We start from the raw sequence: 20,807 nt of genomic DNA on the forward strand, positions 1-20,807 counted from the left end.
CAAGATATCCTTATCGAATGCAAATCTCGGGAAGCGGTTCAGCTAAAGGGTGTTGTTGCAGCCAGTGATCGCGTGACTGACGTGATACCTGATCGCCATGGTGTACGAAGACGCGTTTGCCACGTCTGGCACCCTGATGGTCAAGCGAACGAAAGCAGTAATCCGGCAATAACGTGCGGCAGACCAGATGGCTCATGGCGCGAGAATGGCCGAAGGGCGCGATCCAATCGATAATCCACATGCGATCGCCACAGGCCCAGTCGTCCTGCGGCATCAGAATAGAGGGTTGGGTGAGGTAACGCCGTTCGGCTTCGGCATCCAGCCATGCCCAACTCATGAAAAAAATTGGCTGTTGCTGCTGGCTGACCACCACGTATTGTTGGTGCTTGATAATCGGCAACAGTAATGTCGATAACGCCTGTAAGGGCGCATCACGGTGCAGCGGCGAATGCATCCAGAGCCACACGGCGGCCCCCAGGATTTCTGCTTCGCTGCTTTCGCCGCCAATTAACGCTGGCGACTGAACGTCAAAATGGTCAATCTGCATCCTTGCTACGTCCTAATACTGCCAGTTGAGGGTAAATCCTACTGTTACCGGGCTGGTGTTGAATCCATCGGGTTTAGAGAGCGGGATACCGGCGAACAGGTCATAGTTAATGCTCTTAACCGCGCCGCGCCAGCCCAGCACGCCCCCGGCCAGATGGCGTCCCAGCAAGGTATCGCTGCCGCCGCCGTCCACCGCGCCATAATCTACGCCGAGATAGAGTGACTGCCCCGGCAACGGCGTCGTCCACACCAGTTCATTGCGAACCAGCCAGCCATCATCGGCATTCAGGGTGCGCTCGCCGTCAAATCCCCGCACCGTCCAGCGGTTACCGATGGCAAATTGTTCCTGGGGGGTCAGCCGGGTCAGACTGTGCTGTTGCTGATATTGCAGGTTATAGGTGAAAGGTTGCGCCAACAGATGGAAAGGCACCTCCAGTTGCGTTGTCCACTGCACAATCTTCGACAGCTCGGTGCCTTCATCAAACGCTTCTTCCGGGGCCGGTAGTGCGCCGAACCAACGGGTGCCGCGCTGGTAGCTGACCGCCATATCCAGCGTGGATTGCCCGATATAGTGACGATGCTGTAAACCAAGACGCCAGGCGGCACTGTTACGCCGCTGCACCTCCACTTCGGTGTCGTTGATGTAATTTCGTGTCTGGCGGGTGAGCAGCTCGTAGCTGACCGATGTTTTCTGCGTGGCATTGCGATGAATAACCCGCCGCAGGCTGGCGTTAAGATTCTGGCTGCGACCGCTGTATTTATATTCCTGATTGATACCGGCGATCGTCTGGTGGTAGTCGTACCCGCTGGTGGTAATACCCGCCAGCCAATAGCCCCACGGCACCGAATAGTGCGCGGTATAGTTTTGGCTGGATTGGGCGCTACGCCATTGCAGATCGTGGGTTGCAGATACATAGAACATGTCACTGAGCGATAGCGGGTTATCCAGAAACAGCGTCATTCCGCCCTGATAACGGCCGGTACTGCGCGTACCCGAGTCATCCAGCGAGGTCGCCACACGCCAGTGGCGGGACTGTTTCCAACTGATATCGACATCACTCTCACCCGGCTGCTCACCGGGAACAATCTGCATGTCGGCTTTCACCGTCGGCAAACGCTGCAAATTTTCCAGCCCTTGCTCGATATCACGCAGATTCAGCAGGTTACCTTCATGCGCGGGCAGTGCGCTATAGAGCTGCACATAGCGGTCGCTCTCCGGTATCAGAACCACGTGGCGAATCGTCCCTGCCACCAACGCCAGTTTAAGGGTACCGCTTTTCAGATCCTGCGCGGGTGCCAGGACACGCGATGTCACATAGCCATATTCAACCAGCCGGTTCTGTAACCGGCTCATCAACAGGTTGATGCCCTTGACCCCAAGGCAGTGCCCACGGCCTGTATCTGCCAGACGCTGTAGCGGTAACCAGGATGGAAAGGAAGTCAGTCCGGCCAGTTCGACACGGTCGATATCAAAACACGGCTGCTCTGCGGGAAACCCGTTGCCAGAGACCTCTTCCAGCGAGGTCTGAAACCGGACATCCGGTGTTACCGGTGCCAGCTTTTTCTCCTGAGCACGCAACCGTTCTTGCTGGCTAATGGATTGCTGCTCCAGCGGGGCGCCGGGTTCTGCCGCCGATGCTGAAAAACAATAAGAAATTGAAAATAAAAAGTAAAATTTAAGAAATAAGGGGAATTGCTTAAAACAGGCCGTATTGCGCCTTCTTCCCTGAAGATCGATGAACATAGCTATCCGTTTCGTCAAAAAACTGTAAAGAAACATACAATAATTTACGATGCGGAGTTTACATAAACGCGTAAGAGAACAAAACAGGCTGCTTAGTTGGATTTTTTATAAGCAGCTATTGATTAGCATTAAGAATATTTTAAGAAAGAACGCGGAAGAGTCAGCCCCCCGGGAATGGGGGGCCGCAGCAGGATTAGCGGTGTACCGCCGGGATCTGCTGGGTAATACAGTGGATATTGCCGCCGCCCAACAGGATCTCGCGCGCCGGAACACCACTGATCAGGTAGTCGGGGAACATCTGTTGCAACAGCGCATGTGCCTCGCCGTCAGTACGTTCATCCAGCAGCGGATAAATCACCTGCTTGTTGCTGATCAGGAAATTGACGTATGAGCCCGCCAGCCGTGACCCGGCGTTACGTTCAATCGCGTTGCCTTCGGTCACGCCCGCCGCTTCTTCCGGTGTCGCGTACAGTGGGCCGGGTGCCGGTAGTTTCCAAATTTTTAGCGACCGGCCCTGGGCATCCTTCGTCTGGGACAACACCTGATACGCAGCCTGAGAGCGGGCATACTGCGGGTCGGTTTCATCGTCCGTCCAGTGCAGCGCCACTTCGCCGGGGCGGATAAAACAGCACATGTTGTCGATATGGCCGTCGGTTTCGTCGTTATAGACGCCCTCCTCCAGCCAGATAAAGGCCGACACACCGAGATAATCCCGCAGGTGTTGCTCAATCTGCGCTTTGCTCAGATGCGGATTGCGGTTCGGGTTTAACAGGCACTCGGCAGTAGTCAGCAACGTGCCTTCACCATCGGTGTGGATCGAGCCACCTTCCAGAATCAACGGGGCGGCATAGCGCGCATCGCCGTAATAGGCCAGCACCTGCGCCGCCACGTTCTCGTCACGGCTCCAGTCCTCATACAGGCCACCCAGCGCGCCACCCCAGGCGTTGAATTGCCAGTCGACGCCACGACGTTCACCGGCCGCGTTCAACACAACGGTAGGCCCGGTGTCACGTACCCAGGCATCATCGCTTTCCATTTCCACCAGCGTCACGCCTGTCGGCATCACGCTTTTGGCCAGCGCCATCTGGTCACGCGGCACGCCCATCACAACCGGCGTGGTTTGCGAAATAGCCGCAGCAACGGCAGCAAAGGTACGCTGGGCGGGAATCTCGTCGCCCTGCATGCGCCAGTTGTCGCGACGGTACGGCCACAACATCCACACCGCGTCGTGCGGTGCCCATTCCGCTGGCATGGCGAAGCCGTCTTGCAACGGCGTAGTCAGCTCAGACATCACTTATCTCCAGGTCTTGCCGTCAGAGGTGCCGATAACACCGTACATGTCCGGGCGGCGGTCACGGAACAAGCCCCAGGCAGCGCGCTGCGAAGCAATCGCTTCCAAATCGAACTCATGCACCAGCACTGTTTCGTCGGTCTTGTTGGCCTGTGCGACCAGCGCACCGGTTTGATCGGCAATGAACGACGAGCCATAGAAGGTCATTTCCAGACCGTCGAGGTATTTACTGGCTTCGGTACCGATACGGTTAGACGCGATCACCGGGATCAGGTTGGCGGCGGCGTGGCCCTGCTGTACGCGGGTCCAGTGCGGCTGGCTGTCGATATCCGGATACGCCGGTTCAGAACCGATGGCGGTCGGGTAGAAAATCAGCTCGGCCCCTTTGAGTGCCAGACAACGGGCGGTTTCCGGGAACCACTGATCCCAGCAGATGCCCACGCCCACTTTGGCGTAGCGGGTTTGCCACACTTTGAACCCGGTATCGCCCGGAATGAAGAACTGTTTTTCCTGATAGGCCGGGCCGTTAGGAATATGGGTTTTGCGATACACGCCCAGTACGCTACCGTCAGCGTCAATCATCACCAGCGAGTTGTAGTAGGCGTTATTGGCGCGCTCGAAGAAACTCAGCGGCAGCACCACTTCCAACTCAGCCGCCAGCGCGGAAAAGTGTTTGATAAGCGAGCTGGTTTCCAATTCCTGCGCCAGCGCGTAATGCTCCGGGCTCTGGTCGATGCAGAAATAAGGCGCGGCAAACAGTTCCTGAATCAGAATGATTTGCGCCCCTTGAGCATGAGCCTGACGCACCAGCCTTTCGGCGTTTTCGATATTTTTTGGCAAATCCCAGGTGCAGGCCATCTGCGTGGCGGCAACGGTAACTTTTGTCATGCGAAAACCTCAATAATTTCTGTATGGGTGCTCATGCCTGCGCCACCAGCGCGTGGGAATAGCATGAGACGGGTAAAAAGTGTAGATCAACAACTCACCCGACGCCCGGTGAACGCCGCAGGGCATCGACATTATGCCAGCGAATCATCACGGTGAGGATGGCGTTTCCCGGTTACCCGTTGCTGGCATACGCCTTGTTCATCCACCTCGGTCATCGGGCCGTCGCCGTTTTCCGTTTCCCAATAAGAAATCCCGCCCAAAAGGGCGGGATTTGCTTGCTCAACCCGGCACGCCGGGTACACATCAGAACAGCTTCTTGGCGGTATTCAGCCAGTCGCCTTTGAACGGGCGCTTCATGTTCTCGATAGCGTCGATAATATCATGATGGACCAGTTTTTCATTCTGGATCCCGACGCAACGGCCGCCATAGCCTTGCTGCAACAGCTCAATGGAGTACGCGCCCATGCGGGAAGCCAGGATGCGGTCATACGCCACCGGTGAACCACCACGCTGGATGTGGCCCAACACCGTGGCGCGGGTTTCGCGCCCGGTTTCCGTTTCAATATAGTGTGCCAGTTCATCCACATCACACACCAGTTCGGTAATGGCGACGATGGCGTGTTTCTTCCCTTTGGCGATACCGGCTTTAATCTCTTCCACCAGGTCTTCTTTTTTGAAGTCGACTTCCGGCAGCACGATGAATTCACAGCCACCGGCGATCGCTGCGGCCAGCGTCAGGTCGCCACAGTGACGCCCCATCACTTCCACGATGGAAATACGCTGGTGGGAAGACGAGGTATCGCGCAGGCGGTCAATCGCTTCCACCACGGTTTCCAGCGCGGTGAAATAACCGATGGTGTAATCGGTGCCTGCCACGTCATTGTCGATGGTGCCCGGCAAGCCGATGCAGGGGAAACCCATCTCGGTCAAGCGTTTAGCCCCCATGTAGGAACCGTCACCCCCGATCACCACCAGTGCGTCCAGATCATGCTTTCTCATGTTTTCCACGCACACCTGACGCACCGCTTCCTCACGGAACGCCGGGAAACGGGCTGAACCCAGGAACGTGCCGCCGCGGTTGATCACGTCAGACACGCTATAGCGGTCCAACTGCGCCATGCGATCTTCATACAAGCCCAGATAGCCGTCATAAATACCGTATACTTCCAGGTTTTCCGCTAACGCGGCACGCACCACACCACGAATGGCCGCATTCATCCCCGGCGCATCGCCACCGCTCGTCAGTACTCCGATTCTTTTAATCATGACAACCTCTGGATTTGTAGATGTAAATTCGCAGATTCTTCTATCTCAAGGCTCACAGGACAAAGCCTAACCGTTTTATCGACATAGTATAACAAATACACCCAGCTGAATTGATTCAGGTCAGTCTCTTCGTCCACGAAAAATCTATCGCAGATCACATTTTTACAACACATCATGGCCCGGATAAAACCCGACCCGCTACAGTTCCCAGCGCCCACGCTGCTCCTGCGGCACCACCGAGACAGGATCCTGATGAATGATAACGTCTGAACCGGGGAAGCGTTTGAGCAATGCCTGCTCTAGTTCGTCCGCAATCTGGTGTGACTCCACCAACGGCAGGTTATCCGCCATTTCAAGATGCAACTGGATAAAACGGGTCGGACCTGAGCGGCGGGTGCGCAACTGATGCGCACCACTTACTCCCGGCCATGAAGACACGATATTGACGATTTCCTGTCGCTCGTCATCGGGCAGGGCTCTGTCCAGCAACACCTGAATCGCTTCGTAGGCCATGCGCAGCGCGCTGCCCAGTATATAAATACCTATCCCCAGCGCGAAGACCGCATCCGCCCAGTTGATACCTTTCCAGCTTAGTACCAACGACAGCAAAATGGCACCATTCATCAGGACATCAGACTGGTAATGCAGCATGTCTGCCCGCACCGCCTGACTATGTGTTCTGCGGATAACCCAACGCTGGAAGCTCACCAGAAAGCCCGTCGCCACCAGCGCGATCACGGTCACCCACATGCCCAGTTCAGCCCCTTGCAGCGGCTGTGGGTTTATCAGATGCTGAGCCCCGGTCAACAGCAGAAACAGCGCCGAACCGGCAATGAACATACTCTGCGCCAGCGCAGCCAATGACTCGGCTTTGCCATGCCCGAACGTATGTTCCATATCAGCGGGTTGCAGAGAATAACGAACGACCAGCAGGTTGACCAGCGACGCCGCGATATCCACCAGCGAGTCCACCAGTGATGCCAGCAAGCTGACCGAACCGGTGTACCACCAGGCGTACACCTTCATGCCAAACAGCGATAACGCCATACCGGTAGCCAGAAAAGCAGCGGTCGTCACCAGACGTGCGTAATGAGAATTCATACACTATTCCATTCAAGCGAGGGAGCCAGTATACCGAATTCCAGCAGGGAAAAACCGTGACACTTTATGTCAGTATTTGGGGTAACCCGCGCTTTTCCGGGGAATGCCACCCCACTGACATCAATACAGCGCGTCATGGCGACGCACAGATAGCCTGCCTGCGGTGGTTCTCCGGGCCGCCAGACGTTCTCCGGCTCAGGGCTTGCGCAACATTTTCTGCAACCGTTCCTGCTCCCAGCGCGACCAGCGATCCCGCAGCCAGAAAATCCGTGCCGCCCGAACCAGCAGCGCGCCACCCCACGCCAGCAGCGGCCAGATAAACCAATGCGTTTGCGGGTTGACCCACAGATTGATGACCACCAGCACAATATTCACCGGCACAAACAGCAACAGACTGCGCCAGAAACGGCTTTCCTGCTCAACCTGTGTTCTGGCCTGCGAAATGCGTAACGCCAGCGAGTCGCCACTCGCCGCCTGCTCGCTGTCTTCGGGCATCAACGTCGTCACATTGACGCCAAACGCCGCCGCAATCGCGCTGAGCGTTTCCAGACTGGCCCGCTCTCCGTTTTCAATCCGCTGAATGGTTCTGACGCTCAACGCCGACAGTTCGGCCAGTTGTTCCTGAGACCAGGCACGGGCAAGGCGCTGTGATTTGATCGTGTTCATGATGTACTCCTGTTGAATGAAAACCCGATGCAAGCCTGCGTTAGCGCCGTAAAAAACACCACGACAGTAACCTGACACCAACCCGACAGCCACCTGACACGCCACGCACGCCGCGCCATGGCTCGCTTTTTCGCGGCAGACATGGACATTATTTCTGGTGATGAGGAGAATAGTGACAACCAGATAGACATCGGGAAATCGTATGAAACGGCGACCAGCTTCACGCCTGCTGATTCTCAACCCTGAACAACGAGTGTTGCTATTCCTATTCCATCATACTCAGGATGCCCTTGCCGGACAGCGTTATTGGGCAACACCTGGCGGGGCGGTAGAAAACGGAGAAACGTTTGAGCAGGCGGCGGTACGAGAGCTGTGGGAGGAGACCGGTATCCGTCGTCAGGATCCTGGTCCTTGTATCGCTACGCGTACCTTTACCATGGTGATGCCTGACGGAGACACCGTGATTGCCGACGAACGGTTTTTTGTCATCCCTATCACCGACAGTACTCTCCACACTGGCAACTGGACAGCGCATGAACAGGAAGTGATGCGAGACCATCACTGGTGGAGCCGCGATGAACTCCTCGCCACACAGGATAAGGTCTACCCGGAACAGCTAGTCGAAATGCTGTGGCCGGGCAGAGCCTGTCTGGTTACGCCGCAGGAGGAACAGGCCAGGTGATATCGGGTGCGCTCTGCGCATCAATGGCATCGACCTGTTTCATGTACTCGCGCCAGCGCACTAAACGGCTTTTATCATCATCAGAAATCGCGCCCAGCAGAAGATCGGTCTGCCAGTTTGCTATCATTTTTTGTGCTTCTGACAATAGCTGCGTTTTTCGTAGCGTAGCGTCCGCAATATATTCATCCCGGCTTTTTTCAGGTGGCGTAAATACACCGTCAGAATACAAATAACCGACACCGACACGTTCTGATGAAATATCGATTAGTGCGCCATTCTGCGGCTTCCAGTCAGCCCCAACATCGCTATCCCAGACCACAGTATTAATCACCACGCCGTTTTCGATTACCGCGTATATTTTACTCATGCTGAATACTCCACAATCATGATAACGCCATTACCACCATTACCGCCTTTCGTGCCAGCCCCGCCGGGAACCTCATATCCACCACTGCCGCCGGCGCCATCTACGCCATCGATGCCTATAACTGAAGTACCCGACGTTAGCGGTGGGGCACCGAATGAAAAAACAGAATCGCCGCCCGCACCGGATTCATGACCGCTACTGAAAAAAATCGCAGGTGTACCTGAGCCGCCAAAACCCGCGACAAGATTCCCACCAAACCCAGTTCCACCACCGCCGTTACCCATCAGAAGTGACATACCGATTGCGGCTGCGATACCGTTAGCCCCCCTCGCTCCACCGATCGCCGTCATTAACGTTCCAAATTTTGTCGCGCCGCCAGACCCCGGCTCATTTCTCGCGTCTACACCGCCTATACCGCCGGCACCGACCTCCAGATAGATCAACGCCGGAATATCACCTTTACGGTAAAAAGATCGTGCCCAGCCGCCCGCACCACCGCCGGAACCTGCCGAGTGATAATTCTGTGGGGACGCCGCCGCCGCACCGCCACCGCCACCCGCACCACAGATGGTGACATCAATAGCAGACACGTCATCAGGCCATTGATAATTCTGGCTTGAGGTGATTTTTTTTATGCGCAGGATGCGGCCTGCAAAACGATTTTCTAAGCCCAGGTTTTTGACAAATTGAGTCGGGTCCTGAATATCAGCACCGTTCTGATTTTTATCCATTTTCCCTGATAGCCCGGCAGCAACAAACGCCGTGGTTGCCAGTTGTGTCGTACTCGTTCCTGCTATGGCGGTCGGTGCCGCAGGAGTACCAGTAAATACCGGGCTTTCAATCGGGGCATACTGCCTATGCGGGTTGATGGCAGCCACATGGTCGGCCAGCAAGGTATCGGCATAGCGTCGTGTTGCCAGTGCTACCGTCGGGTCAAATTTCAGCGTTATCGCATCGGTACGGCTGACAATCAGGATCATGCGCACCGTCTGCACCCGGCCCGATCCTTCCTTCAGTTCCGGTTTATAGGTTTCCGGGCAGTTACCGAGCGCAATCAAGTCACCATCAACATCGTACAACCCGATTTCACGCAGCCAGAATCCCCCTTCATTTTCCGGGATCACTTGCTCGGCAATCATCTGATTGGTGTTGTCCGGGTCAACCGTTAGCGAGTTGATCACCCCACGTCGCTTTTCATTCACCAATTTGGTTTGCAGCGGATCGGGGGTGGGGAGTACGCCGTTGCCATCCCCCACGCCCATTTGGGCCAGCTCCAGCGCTTTTCCTGCGGCTATCGCCGCCGCCAGCTTTTTCTCACCCACCTGGGTGAGCAAGGTAAAGTATTTCGTTCCCATCGTTTCTCTCATCAGCATGAATGTAAAGGAAAAGGTCAGGCAGTTGTCGGGGAGAATCAGCACACGGCAAGCGTGCACTGTCCTGTCTGCCGTCTGACAACCATTATGCTGATAGTCCGTTAAATCACCCGTTCATACGGATGTGGCAGCGATGGCACAACATCATCATCAGTAACAGGAACGAACGATAAGACCCAGGAGGGATAACGATTAGAATGGGATAGCAAAAACAACCCGTTCGGAATAGCAACGCCGCGTTATTCCGCACGGGTGTAGCGTCTCATCAGTGTGATGGTGGGGTCGGCCAGTAGATGTCCGGTGTATGACTCAAATCGACACGACTTAACTGCACCAGATAGATTTTCCAGCTTTTAAGCGCCTCGGTTTCCTGCTCGGTGGCGATGTCCAGTTCCCGCGCATAGGTCAGCTCGCGAATGCGGTCATGTGCTATCTGGCGACGGGCGTCATACTCCTGTCGGGCCGATTGCGCCAGGCTTGCCTGATAGGCTGCCGTATCCGTTACCCATTGCGCCCCCTCCCAACGGTCAAAGGCGCTGGCAGGCGGCAGCAGGGTGAGGTTTGCGGGCAACGCACCCAGCTCACTCACCACCAGTGGCTGACGGGTCTGCGTGTCATAAGCGGTCTGCCCACGTAAATCAGGCACCCATTCCCACTGCAGGCCGTCAGCCGAGCGCCGTAGCGCCTGCCCTTCCACCGCTGGCTGCGGCGGTTCATCAGCGTAGCTATGGGCAGGAATCCCGGTACCGACCATCAGGTATTCATCGCTGTAACCATCGTACTCACGGGTTAACACATCCACGTGGTACACCCGCAACCAGCCTGCCTGAGTGGCCAGACCCTCTGCCGCCAGCACGGCGCACACGTCCTGCGTCGATATCGTCATTACGCCGCCCTCACGATGTAGTTAAAGGCGATGTTGCGAGGACGGTTTTCATTTGCTGTAGGGACGACACGAGAAGCATCAAAAGCAAAATTTCCTGCATAGTTAGCATTCGAGTTGATAACATATCCGTCCTGGTTAGTAACACCGCGATCGCCATCAACAAAAAAGACGCCCTCAGTGAAGTTTGGAGTCATCAGCTTTATGGGGGCGGTTGCGCCGTTAGCGAGGATCGAGAACTTACCTTTAAGGTTCCTAATTGCGTCAGACTGGCCCGACATAATATAGCGACCTGCATCCACCCCTCGTCCATCATCCCAGCCACGAATAAATTCGCCGCGCAAATCCGGCAAGACTCCCGACGGGTAGACCTGCGCTAACCGGGGATAAACGTTTTTATCAAACGACTGACCATTACATTTCAGCCAGCCTGCCGGGGCGGTCGCCTGCGGCCAGGGCTGTGGGATCCCCACAAACTCACTGATCAGCAGGTACTGCGAATGCGGGTTAGGCTCAGCAAGATGCCCGACCAGCAGCGTATCGGCATAACGCCGTGTCGCCACCGCCACCGTCGGGTCAAATTTTAGGGTGATAGCATCAGTACGGCTGACGATCAGAATCATGCGCACGGTCTGAATTCGGCCCGACCCTTCCTTCAGTTCCGGTTTATACGTTTCCGGGCAGTTCGCTACCGCAATCAGATTACCAGCCGCATCATAAAGCCCTATTTCACGCAGCCAGAACCCCCCTTCATTTTCGGGGATTACCTGCTCGGCAATAACCTGACCGGGGTTATCCGGGTCCACACTCAGGGAATTGATCGCCGCCCGGCGTTTTTCATTCACCAGCGTGGTCTGCATCGGGTCCGGTGCCTGTAATACGCCACCGCCATCCCCCACCCCCATTTGGGTAATTTCCAGCGGTTTTCCGGTTGAGATTGCCTGCGCTAATTTCGCCTCACCGATACGGGTGAGAATCGTAAAATATTTGGTTCCCATCGTTTATCTCGTCTAAATAAATTTAAAATAGAGTCAGCGGCAAAAATATTGCCGTAATACCAGAGTCGAATGTTCGCTCTGTGTTCTCACAACCATTATGCGAAGACACTAAAATAATTACCTGTTGATGGTGTTTTTTCTGCTATGGCACAACAGCGGTGATAAATTAACCGCTATACATCCATAAATTAAAAGACCAATGCAAAATGCATTAAATAAATAAAACACCAAAAACCCAATATTATCGAGCGTTACGCTGCTCTCAATATGTAACTAAAGGCGATATTTCGAGGGCGAGAAACACCACAATATGGATACGGATTTGTTGCGGCCAAGGCACCGCTAACGATATTAACCCTAAGATCTGGATAATTGTTTGCATCCAACCCTACAATGTCCCACCCTAATTTCCCTCTATTTTCAGAATGAGAATCAAAATTAACTGTTGCCATATTAATATTATTACCAATATCGCCTGTGACTATTGACCCTGTCTGGCCTGATAAAATAGCGCGGCCATTATCCACTCCGCGCCCATCATCCCAACCACGAATAAATTCGCCGCGCAAATCCGGCAATACTCCCGATGGGTAGACCTGTGCCAACCGTGGATACCGGTTTTTATCAAACGCCTGACCGTTGCATTTGAGCCAGCCCGAAGGCACGTTAGCCTGCGGCCACGGCAGTGGAATACCCACGATGTCATTAATATCCAGTTTTAGTTTGATGTTGTTATCGGTTTTATCTGACAGCGCATTCACTGCACCTGCCACAAATGCCGTCGTTGCCAGTTGTGTTGTGGTCGTTCCTGCCACTGCAGTCGGCGCGGAGGGAATCCCCGTCAATGCCGGGCTTTCAATTGGTGCATACTGCTTGTGTGGATTCGCCTCACTCACATGGTTGGTCATCAGCCCATCGGCGTAGGCTTTCACCTCAATGGCTTTGTCATCAACCGACTGACGGGTGGCCAGCACCACCGACGGGTCCACTTTCAGGGTGACGGCACTGGCGTTGCTGACTACCAAAATCATACGCACGGTTTGCACGCGACCAGAGCCTTCCTGCAACAGTGGTTTATAGGTGTCTGGGCAGTTGGCAACCGCGATCAAATCCCCATCCGCATCGTATAACCCGATTTCACGCAGCCAAAACCCCCCTTCATTTTCTGGGATCACCTGTTCGGCAATAATCTGGTTTGGATTATTAGGATCCACTCTCAGTGCATTCAATACCGCCCGGCGCTTTTCATTAATTAATGCCGTCTGCGTCGGGTAAGGTGTTGTCGGGTTACCGCCACCATCCCCCACCCCCATATGGGTAATATTCAGCATTTTTCCTAATGCCGTGGCATTCGCCAGTTTCGCTGCCCCCACCTGGGTGAGTAATGTCATGTATTTCACTGCCATACCATTTTCCTTTTGCATCGTCTTAAACCGTTATCTGATATCGCAATCATCACAGCGGAAATCGCCATCTTTTTTGCAAGCCATTTCATGTTGTTGTTGCCTCTGACAACATTATGCAAAGAGATAGGGGGTAAATCGTCTGATAGGCGTTGTATCTGCTATGGCACAACAACGCAGATAAAAACAAACCCGCCATAAAGGCGGGTAGGAGAAGAGAGATATATTCAGTCAGTACAGGTCAAATAGAATAATCAATGCGTTGTTATTGCCAGAAGATATTTACTTCACCAACAACATATCTCTCGTTTATGCTGCTCTCACGATGTAGTTAAAGGCGATATTTCGTGGACGAGTCACCCCCCAATAAGGAGAACCAATCGATTCCTGAGTGTTAGATGTAGCCATCCAATATATTGACCTTGCTATCGAATCTGGTTTATCCGCATTACATTCTTGCAAATTCCCAATACCCTGCACTGCGGGTGTATTACCATTATCACCTGTAATATAAGTACCTGCCTGTAAAGACCCCAGAACTCGTCCTTCATCCACTCCTCTCCCATCATCCCAGCCGCGAATAAACTCACCACGCAAATCCGGCAATACTCCTGATGGGTAGACCTGTGCCAGCCGAGGATACAAGTTTTTATCAAACGCCTGACCGTTGCATTTGAGCCAGCCCGAAGGCACGCTAGCCTGCGGCCAGGGCAGTGGAATGCCGGTTAGCTCAGATACAGAAATAGCCCCAATATCCGCAGGTGACGGCCTGAATCCAGTGGTATAAAACTGTTCCCAATCATGCTCAAAGCCTTTATTGTCGCGGGACGTACGATAGCTCAAGCCCCTGTTACCATAATGGGCCGCAAACTGGAGTGCAGAACAACTGGATGTCGCTCCGTGGAAGTGCACAACCATTTCTGCAGATGTCCCAAAATCTGCCTTGTAGAGTCCGCTTTTAGCATCCCACGGCACATCGAACCCCGTCACTCTGTCCGTAAAATCCAGCGCAAATGCGTTATCCGTAAGCATGTTCTGTACATACTGCCGACTTGCCAACACCACCGCTGGGTCAATCTTCAATGACACGGCCTCAGTCTGGCTGATAGCTAGGATCATACGCACCGTCTGTACACGACCAGAGCCTTCCTGCATTTGTGGTTTATAGGTGTCCGGGCAGTTGGCGACCGCGATCAAATCCCCATCCGCATCGTATAACCCGATTTCACGCAGCCAGAACCCACCTTCATTCTCTGGAATTATCTGCTCGGCAATAATCTGGTTTGGATTATTAGGATCCACCCTCAGACCATTCAATTCCGCCCGGCGCTTTTCATTAATTAATGCCGTCTGCGTCAAATCAGGCGTTGTCGGGTTACCGCCGCCATCCCCCACCCCCATATGGGTAATATTCAGCATTTTTCCTAATGCCGTGGCATTCGCCAGTTTCGCCGCCCCCACCTGAGTGAGCAATGCTATATATTTCGCCGCCATACCATTTTCCTTCCGGGTTGTCTTAAACAGTCGCGTTGCATCGCCATGATGCACAGCAAAAACCGCCGCCTGCTTTTGCAAGCCATTCCATGTTGTTGTTGCCTCTAACAACATTATGCAAAGGGGCAGGGAGTAAATCGTCTGATGGGCGTTGTATCTGCTATAGCACAACAACGCAGATAAAAATAAACCCACCATTAAGGCGGGTTTAAATAGGGCGAAAATAAAGTACTCAGTCAGCGCAGATTGAGTGAAATAATCAGTATTGAATAACTAATATTTTTTATTAAAAACAAGCTTTGCAATAATTTCGCATCAATTTATCAGAATTATTTAGCCTATTCTTTCTCAATTAGCATGTCGTACAGCAGAACACGCCTTACTTATTACGCGGCTCTCACAATATAGCTAAAAGCAATGTTGCGGGGGCGTACAGTTATCCAGTTCACTCCGTTAGCAAAAATGGTATTGCTTGCGGTACCTGAAACCCCGTTATCTTTTCCTGCACTACCGGCCATCAGCGTTCCGTCCGGATATCCCTGATTCGAAAAGTTAATGGTATTAGTGGAACTATCAGAGTCTGCATACGCCATACCGATATAAACACCAGCACTACCTATATCGCTACCGTTATAATCCAACATCCCAGTTCGCAAACCGGTGGCATTTTGTTTACTCCCGATACTTCGTCCATTATCCACCCCGCGCCCATCATCCCAGCCACGAATAAACTCGCCACGCAAATCGGGCAACAAGCCTGATGGATATACCTGTGCCAACTTGGGATATAGGTTTTTATCGAAAGCCTGACCGTTACATTTAAGCCAACCGACGGGTACCGTAGCCTGCGGCCAGGGCAATGGAATACCTGCAATTTCATCAAGTGATAGGTTGGCACCTGAGACACGCCAATCTCCCCCCGTCGTCAGTAAGCGTACGTAAGTTCCGCTCTGCAATACAATACTGTCCGGCCCCACAGGGGTTACGGAACCCACAATACTTTTCCCCGCGCCAGAGACCGAGAGCACACCAGCACTGGCATTGCGCAACTCAATTACCCCGCCTTGACATAGGGTTGCATCAGGTAAGGTAAGTGTAATACCGGGTGACATGACTTCAATAAAGCGCCCAAACGCATCACGGGTCAGTGTGGTCGACTCTTTTATCTGGTATACACCCTGTAAATTACCCAGCGACCTTTGCACAAACGCCGTAGTCGCAATACTGCTATCCGTATCAAATAAAGGCGGTGTCGGCGCAGTGGGATTACCGGTAAATACCGGGCTCTCAATCGGCGCATACTGCTTGTGTGGATTCACAGCGGCAATATGTGCAGCTAATCCATTGTCGGTATATGACTTAACCTCCGTGACTTTCGTATCGGTATACGCAAGCGAAGATACGGCCTTGTCATCGACATATTGCCGACTCGCCAATACTACTGCCGGGTCAATTTTCAATGACACTGCATCGGCCTGGCTGACAGCCAAAATCATACGCACTGTCTGTACACGGCCGGAACCTTCCTGCAGCTGCGGTTTATAGGTTTCCGGGCAGTTGGCTACGGCGATCAGATTATCGTCAGCATCATACAAACCGATTTCTCGTAGCCAGAATCCGCCTTCATTTTCCGGAATTACCTGCTCGGCGATAATCTGGTTCGCGTTGGCAGGGTCGATACTCAGCGAATTAATCGCAGCGCGCCGTTTTTCATTAATAAGCGCCGTCTGGGCAGAATTCGGTGTTGGCAATACGCCGCCGCCATCCCCCACACCCATCCGGGTAATTTCCAGTTGTTTTCCCTGCGCGATCGCATTAGCCAGCCTGGTCGCCCCCACCTGGGTAAGCAGAGCCGTATATTTCGTGCTCATAACATGTCTCATCAGAATTAGCGATAAAGGGACCCATGCTCAGGCATGGAGCAAATACCGCCACACCTGTCGACATGCGCTTTTTCAAGCGATTTAAGCCCGTTGTGGCAGTACTGTGCATTATGCTGACAGGCCAACAAAAACACGCCTGATGAAGGTTGGAACAGCGACAGCACAACAGTCCCTATTCCGATTATTAATGCGATAAACAACGGGAAGCTGGATGATGATTAGTAACATCATTGACATGACAGAAATATCATTCACCCAGAGAATCGACAGGCTGGTTATAGCGTTAATCAGCATGCATTATTATTTTTCGGATAATTGATGAAACAACATTAAGGAGATAGGTCATGAAGATGAATTTTTCATTTCTTTTACTGGGACTGATGGCCGTCAGTTCCAGCCAGGCAAGCTCGTTAACCACCGATAATAATGAACAAAAACTCGAAGTTGGCTTTGGTGCGCCGACTTACAAGCAAACGCTGCATTACCGCAAACTCTATGAAAAGAAACCCTTTCCCGATGCGGAAATATTTTATTATGACAATGGTATTTATAAAATAATTTCTCAGGGTGAAGAGCATTATGGCGTCTACGTCATGCAGGGAAATTTTCAAGATCAAACATACACCATCAGATATATCTCATTGCCTTCCGAAGATTGGGGGAAAAAGACCGCCTTTCACCAGTTAACCTTTATTAATGGGGATAAGGAAAAATACTTTATACAAAATGCGATTGTCGACACCGGAGAAGCTATTGCACAACAGAATGGCACCTTTACCCTGGCAGAAAACAACATCAGTAATCCCATCACCCAGAAATGGCGTCACAATTAGGCCCCAGCTGCGCTATTGGTAATCGATGTATCAGCCTGTGTTAGTTAAAGGCAGAAGCGTTATTGGTTATGTGCGCCAAAAAAAACCCCGCCATCAAGGCGGGGAAAAAGACAGGGATGGTGTCTATGGCAAGGAAAACAGGTTACTTCTTTAACACACACTACTCTCGGCACTACTCTCACTACTCGGAAAAACACGCATTACTCAGTACTATCATTCATTACTCAAAACTATCACTGCTCTGGGCTCTCATCCTGCCCCTGACGGGACAGTTGCAAATTCTGGCTGCTCGAGTCGGAAGCGGGCATCTGCTGGCGAACGGCTTGCATCGCCTGCTCATGTTTCTGGTTCAACACTGCTTTTTGCTCCGGCGTCAGCATGTTGTACATCTGATTACTCACCCGGGCGATTTCTACCTGACGCGCAATCTGCGCCTGTACCATTTTGGCGACCTGCGCCTGCACCGCCGGGGCATCAAATTTTTCTGCCGTGACCAACCGATGCATGATTTCCACATCGTTCGCCTCATAAGTCGGCTGTTCGTGGCGTACTTGCCGCATCAGGTCACGCATTTGCTGACGCTGATGTTCCGTCAGCCTCACACCGTCGAACATACCTTGCTGACTCTCTTCACGTTTCGTGGCAGAGTCATCCCGATAACAGTTCCCCACTTGTGGGGTATTGCTTTCGGCAGAGGCATCACTGTCGACAGAAGAATGATGCTCGATCGCCATCACCGTGCCGGTGACCAGCATCAGCAGTGAAGTAAAAGATAACGTGATGATGGTGCCCCGCATCTCATGACTCCTCTGTGTTCACCGACATGTGTTCACGTACAGCTTATGTTTGCGTAAAGTGTGCCGTGTACTGTTTGGCTAATCGATGGGCTTAGTCTAAATGCCTTGCTGCAAACATGCGTCAGACGATGTAAAACTAAGTAAAGTCATGGAATAGCGGCGATCTATGGCGTATTTTGCCCGTGGAGGTAGGTAAATCATGAATAAAATCCTGTTGGTTGATGACGATCGCGAACTGACATCCCTGTTGCGGGAATTGCTCGAAATGGAAGGCTTTACCGTCGTTGTCGCCCATGATGGCGAACAGGCATTAAGCGTGCTGGATGACTCGGTTGACCTGTTATTACTGGATGTCATGATGCCGAAGAAAAACGGCATCGATACACTCAAAGAAGTGCGCCAACGCTACCAGACGCCGGTAATCATGCTTACCGCCCGCGGCAGCGAATTGGACCGCGTTCTCGGCCTGGAATTGGGCGCAGACGATTACCTGCCGAAACCGTTTAACGATCGGGAGCTGGTCGCCCGTATCCGCGCTATCCTGCGTCGTTCGAACTGGACCGATCAACAACAGGCCGGCGAAGCCAGCGCCCCCACGATCGAAGTGGACGCGCTGCGGCTTAACCCCGGTCGTCAGGAAGCCAGCTTCGATAACGAAGTGTTGGACCTGACCGGTACGGAATTCACCCTGCTCTACCTGCTGGCACAACGTCTGGGACAGGTCGTCTCGCGTGAGCATCTCAGCCAGGAAGTACTGGGTAAGCGCCTGACGCCGTTCGATCGCGCCATCGACATGCATATCTCCAACCTGCGGCGTAAGCTGCCTGAGCGAAAAGATGGGCTGCCCTGGTTTAAAACCCTGCGCGGCAGAGGTTATCTGATGGTGTCTACCGCATGATTCAGGCCGCCATCGCATGATAAACAGCCTCACCGCCCGTATTTTCGCTATTTTCTGGCTGACGCTGGCACTGGTGCTGATGTTGGTACTGATGTTGCCGAAACTGGACTCACGGCAACTGACCCCGCTGCTGGAAAACGAACAGCGGCAGGGGTTAATGCTGGAGCAGCACATCGAAGCCGAGCTGGCGAGCGATCCCGCCAATGATTTGCTGTGGTGGCGTCGCTTGTTTCGCGTGATCGAAAAGTGGGCGCCGCCGGGCCAGCGCCTGCTGCTGGTTACCAGCGAAGGGCGTGTGATAGGTGCTCAGCGTAATGAAATGCAGATGGTGCGCAATTTCATCGGCCAGTCCGACAGCGCAGATTTCCCGCAAAAGAAAAAATACGGTCGGCAGGAGTTACTGGGGCCGTTCGCTGTACGCGATGGTGAAGACAGCTACCTGATGTACATGCTGCGTCCCGCCAGCAGCCCGCAATCCGATTTTATCAACCTGCTGTTTGACCGCCCGCTGTTGTTACTGATAGTCACCATGCTCACCAGTTCGCCATTGTTGTTGTGGCTGGCCTGGAGCCTGGCGAAACCAGCGCGCAAACTGAAAAACGCCGCCGATGACGTGGCGCGCGGCAACCTGAAGCAGCACCCGGAACTGGAATCAGGCCCACAGGAATTCCGGGCGACCGGTGCCAGCTTTAACCAGATGGTCAGCGCGCTCGAGCGCATGGTCACCGCGCAGCAGCGCCTGTTATCCGATATCTCTCATGAGTTGCGCACGCCGTTAACCCGTCTGCAACTGGCGACCGCGCTATTACGCCGCCGTCAGGGCGAAGGCAACGAACTCAACCGTATCGAAACCGAAACCCAGCGTCTCGACGGTATGATTAACGACTTGCTGGTGCTCTCCCGCAACCAGCATAAGAATGAATTGTTACGCGAAGAGCTACAGGCGGATGAGCTGTGGAACGATGTGCTGGACGACGCCCGCTTTGAAGCCGAACAGATGGGCAAAACGCTGGAGGTATTATCACCACCGGGCCCGTGGCCGTTGTTCGGCAACCCCACTGCGCTCGACAGTGCGCTGGAGAATGTGGTGCGCAACGCGTTACGCTATTCGCACAGCCACATCGCCGTGTCGTTCTCGGTCGATGCTCAGGGCGTGACCATTGTCGTCGGTGACGATGGCCCGGGTGTCAGCGCAGAAGATCGGGAGCAAATTTTCCGCCCTTTCTATCGTACTGATGAAGCCCGTGACCGGGAGTCCGGCGGTACTGGTCTGGGGCTGGCTATCGTTGAAACGGCGCTGACTCAACATCGTGGCTGGGCCAAAGCTGACGAAAGCCCATTGGGCGGTTTACAGCTCACACTCTGGTTACCGCTCTACCAGCGTTAAGATGTTTTGTCAGCCTGAGTCGTATCAAGGGCGCATCAAGCGCATCAAGATTAGGTGGAGAAGAGTAGCTGCTCAGTTCCGGTGTGTGACGGTTTTCGGGCGCGGTGTAGCGCGCCCGTTGTCACATCCAGACCGTCAACCAATTGAGTTTTTCCTGTGGTCGGGTAGAGTGTAAACCAGTGCCACAGGCCCTGACTTGCCAACAAACCAGACTGCCCGCTGGCCATGCTGTTTGTCCCTTCAGTCATGCATGAACCTACACATGTTTGATGGATACGTTCTTGATGTTGCCTGACACCCTGCACAG

The 20,807-nt window shown here is 53.4% G+C and carries 21 protein-coding genes; 4 read left to right on the top strand and 17 right to left on the bottom strand.

Going from position 1 to position 20,807, the window contains the following annotated elements; genetic code table 11:
- Nucleotides 1-10: 10 nt before the first annotated feature.
- The 8 genes from DD586_RS19860 to DD586_RS19895 form a co-directional block, all read right to left on the bottom strand.
- Nucleotides 11-547: a toxin-activating lysine-acyltransferase gene (locus DD586_RS19860; protein ID WP_012886577.1), complete on the bottom strand. Its 537-nt coding sequence runs from the start codon at nucleotides 545-547 to the stop codon at nucleotides 11-13.
- Between the two features lie 12 nt (nucleotides 548-559).
- Nucleotides 560-2,290 (bottom strand): ShlB/FhaC/HecB family hemolysin secretion/activation protein, encoded by a 1,731-nt coding sequence (locus DD586_RS19865; RefSeq protein ID WP_012886578.1) that lies wholly within the window; start codon nucleotides 2,288-2,290, stop codon nucleotides 560-562.
- A 193-nt stretch (nucleotides 2,291-2,483) separates the two neighbouring features.
- On the bottom strand, nucleotides 2,484-3,581 hold the full coding sequence (aguA, locus tag DD586_RS19870) for an agmatine deiminase (RefSeq protein WP_012886579.1): 1,098 nt from the start codon (nucleotides 3,579-3,581) through the stop codon (nucleotides 2,484-2,486).
- 3 nt (nucleotides 3,582-3,584) lie between these two features.
- Complete coding sequence (gene aguB / locus DD586_RS19875) at nucleotides 3,585-4,469, bottom strand: N-carbamoylputrescine amidase (RefSeq protein WP_012886580.1); 885 nt, start codon at nucleotides 4,467-4,469, stop codon at nucleotides 3,585-3,587.
- A 131-nt stretch (nucleotides 4,470-4,600) separates the two neighbouring features.
- A complete protein-coding gene (locus DD586_RS22080) occupies nucleotides 4,601-4,771 on the bottom strand; it encodes a hypothetical protein (RefSeq protein WP_157668911.1) in 171 nt (56 codons plus the stop codon).
- A gap of 1 nt (nucleotide 4,772) precedes the next feature.
- On the bottom strand, nucleotides 4,773-5,735 hold the full coding sequence (gene pfkA / locus DD586_RS19880; protein WP_012886581.1) for a 6-phosphofructokinase: 963 nt from the start codon (nucleotides 5,733-5,735) through the stop codon (nucleotides 4,773-4,775).
- Between the two features lie 198 nt (nucleotides 5,736-5,933).
- The gene (gene fieF, locus DD586_RS19890; protein ID WP_012886582.1) at nucleotides 5,934-6,836 is read right to left on the bottom strand and encodes a CDF family cation-efflux transporter FieF; all 903 of its coding nucleotides are present in this window, start codon (nucleotides 6,834-6,836) and stop codon (nucleotides 5,934-5,936) included.
- A gap of 195 nt (nucleotides 6,837-7,031) precedes the next feature.
- Entirely contained in the window at nucleotides 7,032-7,502 is a 471-nt protein-coding gene (locus DD586_RS19895; RefSeq protein ID WP_012886583.1) for a 2TM domain-containing protein, read from the bottom strand.
- A gap of 202 nt (nucleotides 7,503-7,704) precedes the next feature.
- On the opposite strand from DD586_RS19895, the gene DD586_RS19900 reads away from it, so the two are divergent.
- On the top strand, nucleotides 7,705-8,184 hold the full coding sequence (locus DD586_RS19900; protein WP_012886584.1) for an NUDIX hydrolase: 480 nt from the start codon (nucleotides 7,705-7,707) through the stop codon (nucleotides 8,182-8,184).
- Here the strand turns inward: DD586_RS19900 and DD586_RS19905 are convergent.
- The 7 genes from DD586_RS19905 to DD586_RS19935 form a co-directional block, all read right to left on the bottom strand.
- Nucleotides 8,156-8,551, bottom strand: a complete 396-nt coding sequence (locus DD586_RS19905) for a tail fiber assembly protein (RefSeq protein ID WP_012886585.1) — start codon at nucleotides 8,549-8,551, stop codon at nucleotides 8,156-8,158. The two genes, DD586_RS19900 and DD586_RS19905, sit on opposite strands and share 29 nt — an antisense overlap.
- Entirely contained in the window at nucleotides 8,548-9,906 is a 1,359-nt protein-coding gene (locus DD586_RS19910) for a phage tail protein (protein ID WP_012886586.1), read from the bottom strand. The genes DD586_RS19905 and DD586_RS19910 overlap by 4 nt, the downstream gene beginning before the upstream one ends.
- 283 nt (nucleotides 9,907-10,189) lie before the next feature.
- The gene (locus DD586_RS19915) at nucleotides 10,190-10,810 is read right to left on the bottom strand and encodes a tail fiber assembly protein (protein WP_012886587.1); all 621 of its coding nucleotides are present in this window, start codon (nucleotides 10,808-10,810) and stop codon (nucleotides 10,190-10,192) included.
- Entirely contained in the window at nucleotides 10,810-11,805 is a 996-nt protein-coding gene (locus DD586_RS19920) for a phage tail-collar fiber domain-containing protein (RefSeq protein WP_012886588.1), read from the bottom strand. Before DD586_RS19920 ends, DD586_RS19915 begins: the two co-directional genes overlap by 1 nt.
- Before the next feature lie 251 nt (nucleotides 11,806-12,056).
- Nucleotides 12,057-13,211, bottom strand: coding sequence for a phage tail protein (locus tag DD586_RS19925; RefSeq protein ID WP_012886589.1), 1,155 nt, complete (start codon nucleotides 13,209-13,211; stop codon nucleotides 12,057-12,059).
- 306 nt (nucleotides 13,212-13,517) lie between these two features.
- Nucleotides 13,518-14,702 (bottom strand): phage tail-collar fiber domain-containing protein, encoded by a 1,185-nt coding sequence (locus DD586_RS19930; RefSeq protein ID WP_012886590.1) that lies wholly within the window; start codon nucleotides 14,700-14,702, stop codon nucleotides 13,518-13,520.
- Between the two features lie 386 nt (nucleotides 14,703-15,088).
- Nucleotides 15,089-16,573 carry a phage tail-collar fiber domain-containing protein gene (locus DD586_RS19935; RefSeq protein ID WP_012886591.1) on the bottom strand — a complete coding sequence of 495 codons (1,485 nt, stop codon included), beginning with the start codon at nucleotides 16,571-16,573 and terminating at the stop codon, nucleotides 15,089-15,091.
- A 356-nt stretch (nucleotides 16,574-16,929) separates the two neighbouring features.
- Between DD586_RS19935 and DD586_RS19940 the strand changes: the two genes are divergently transcribed.
- Complete coding sequence (locus DD586_RS19940) at nucleotides 16,930-17,418, top strand: hypothetical protein (RefSeq protein ID WP_012886593.1); 489 nt, start codon at nucleotides 16,930-16,932, stop codon at nucleotides 17,416-17,418.
- Nucleotides 17,419-17,651: 233 nt separating this feature from the next.
- On the opposite strand, the gene cpxP is transcribed toward DD586_RS19940, so the two are convergent.
- Nucleotides 17,652-18,215, bottom strand: coding sequence for a cell-envelope stress modulator CpxP (gene cpxP, locus DD586_RS19945; protein ID WP_012886594.1), 564 nt, complete (start codon nucleotides 18,213-18,215; stop codon nucleotides 17,652-17,654).
- 199 nt (nucleotides 18,216-18,414) lie between these two features.
- Between cpxP and cpxR the strand changes: the two genes are divergently transcribed.
- Entirely contained in the window at nucleotides 18,415-19,113 is a 699-nt protein-coding gene (gene cpxR, locus DD586_RS19950) for an envelope stress response regulator transcription factor CpxR (RefSeq protein ID WP_012886595.1), read from the top strand.
- A 16-nt stretch (nucleotides 19,114-19,129) separates the two neighbouring features.
- Nucleotides 19,130-20,500: an envelope stress sensor histidine kinase CpxA gene (gene cpxA / locus DD586_RS19955; RefSeq protein WP_012886596.1), complete on the top strand. Its 1,371-nt coding sequence runs from the start codon at nucleotides 19,130-19,132 to the stop codon at nucleotides 20,498-20,500.
- A 50-nt stretch (nucleotides 20,501-20,550) separates the two neighbouring features.
- Here the strand turns inward: cpxA and DD586_RS22085 are convergent, their stop codons facing one another.
- Complete coding sequence (locus tag DD586_RS22085) at nucleotides 20,551-20,748, bottom strand: hypothetical protein (RefSeq protein ID WP_012886597.1); 198 nt, start codon at nucleotides 20,746-20,748, stop codon at nucleotides 20,551-20,553.
- Nucleotides 20,749-20,807 lie beyond the last annotated feature (59 nt).

Origin of the sequence: Dickeya parazeae Ech586, assembly GCF_000025065.1 — a bacterium.
In the GTDB taxonomy this organism is placed as follows: Bacteria; Pseudomonadota; Gammaproteobacteria; order Enterobacterales; family Enterobacteriaceae; genus Dickeya; species Dickeya zeae.